The organism is Tepidiforma sp. (assembly GCF_034433535.1).
Classification (GTDB): domain Bacteria; phylum Chloroflexota; class Dehalococcoidia; order Tepidiformales; family Tepidiformaceae; genus Tepidiforma.
On sequence record NZ_DAOUAO010000041.1, the window covers coordinates 1 to 2,001 of the forward strand.

The 2,001-nt window shown below is 70.7% G+C and carries 2 protein-coding genes; both read right to left on the bottom strand.

What is annotated here, in order from left to right:
- On the bottom strand, window positions 1-1,079 hold a 1,079-nt coding region (locus tag VAE46_RS02190; protein ID WP_322795271.1), incomplete at its 3' end, for an alpha-L-fucosidase.
- Window positions 1,080-1,179: 100 nt separating this feature from the next.
- A partial coding sequence (locus VAE46_RS02195; RefSeq protein WP_322795272.1) for a GGDEF domain-containing protein occupies window positions 1,180-2,001 on the bottom strand: 822 nt, incomplete at its 5' end.

Sequence of the window (2,001 nt, forward strand, 5' to 3'; positions counted from 1 at the left end):
CGCCGCACCCGGTTGATGCGCACCCCGCGGACCGTGACCGTTTCGTACGGCCGCATGAGGAGGAAGAGGAAGGTGACCGGCCCGCGGCGCGTCGAGGGGCCGTAGAACTGCCACGGTTCGAGGCCCGGCTCCGTCCCCGTGATCGCCTCCCCGTGGCGGCCCATCCAGCCGGCCAGCTCTTCGAGGATCGCCCCCTGCTCCGGCGGCAGCGAGCCGTCCCCGCGCGGGCTCACGTTGAGCAACAGGTTCCCTCCCCGCCCGGCCACCTCGCAGAGCGTGTGCACCACCTGCCGCGGCGATTTCCAGTTCGTATCCGAAGGAACCCAGCCCCAGCTCTCGTTGAGCGTCATGCAGGTTTCCCACAGCCCCGCCGGCGGCTGCGGCGGCACAAACTGCTCGGGCGTCGCGAAATCACCCACCCCGGGCAGGCGGTCGTTCAGGAGGATGCCGGGCTGCAACTCTCGAATGAGCGCCTCGAGCTCCTTCGCCCGCCACTCCCCCGGCGTCCGCTCCCAGCCGCCATCGAACCAGAACAGGTCGATTGGACCGTAGCCGGTCAGCAGCTCGCGCACCTGCTCGAACATGTTGCCGAGGAAGCGCTCCCACTGCTCCGGCGTCGAACGGCGCCAGCGCCCGAACCGGTAGGGCCGGTCCTCATCGCGCAGGGCGGGGTAATCCGGGTGGTGCCAATCGATCAGCGAGAAATACAGCCCGATACGCAGCCCCTCGGCGCGGAATGCGTCGACGAACTCCCGCACGAGGTCGGCCCCCACCGGCGAGTGCGCCACGCCGAAGTCCGAGGTCTTCGTGTGGAACATCGCGTAGCCGTCGTGGTGCTTGGCCGTAAAGACTGCGTACTGCATGCCGCAGCGGCGGGCCAGCTGGGCCAGCGCCGGGAAGTCCCGCGCCCGCGGGTCGAACGTCGCCGCCGAGGCCTGGTACTCCGCGATCGACATGCTGCCGGTCGGCAGCGCGGCATTCCCTCCCGCCATCGGCCAGGACAGTTCGACGCCCTGCTGCGAGCTGTGCCCCCAGTGGATGAACATCCCCAGCCGCGCCGTTTCGAACCAGTGCCCCATGCCCGGGCATCATACCCGCTCACCGCCCCCGCGCCTCCTCCTCCCGGCTCCCGGCTCCCCGGGGCGGCAGCAGGGCGGGGCGGGGTCAACCTCCCACCTCCTACGCCACCAGCCGGTGCCGGCCCGCTTCCTTCGCCCGGTAGAGCGCACGGTCGGCGGCCTCGTACGTCGCGGCCAGCGCATCGAGGGGTCGGCCCTCCGGCGCCGGCTGCCACGTCGCGAACCCCCCGCTCACCGTCACCGGGACCTCGACCCCCAGCCCAATCGTCACCGGCTCCCGCGCCACCTCGCCGACGCAGCGCAATGCCGCCTCCTTCGCCTCGCCCCCGGGTACCGTGAAGAACACCGCGAACTCCTCCCCGCCGATCCGCCCCACCATGCCCGCATCGCCGACCGCCTCCTCCAGCCGCTTCGCCACCTCCCGCAGCACGACGTCGCCTCCCGGGTGCCCGTAGGTATCGTTGATCCGCTTGAAGTGGTCGATATCGAACACCGCGATCGCCGAGACCTCGTGGATCGCCGCCTGGTGGAACCATGCCCGCCGATTCAGCGCGCCGGTCAGGGCATCGTGGTTCGCCAGGTACTCCGCCTCGAGGCGCAGCCGGTCGAGCTCCGCCGCCTGTTCCTCGAGCGCCACCGCGTTTGCCCGCAGCACTTCCATTGCCTGTTCCATCTCCTCTTCGGCCTGCACCTGGGCCGTGATGTCGCGCGCCACCACGTAGCTCGCATCGCCGTCCGCTGCCGAGGCGTTGAACGAGACCCACCGCCAGCTCCCATCCCGGCATCGGAACCGGCCCCGCAGGTCGTGGACATCCTGACCCTCGAGCACCGCCCTCGCCCGCGCGATCTGCTCCGCCCGGTCATCGGGGTGGACGAAATGCCAGAGGCTCTGGCCCAGCAGCTCTTCTTCCTTCCAGCCCAG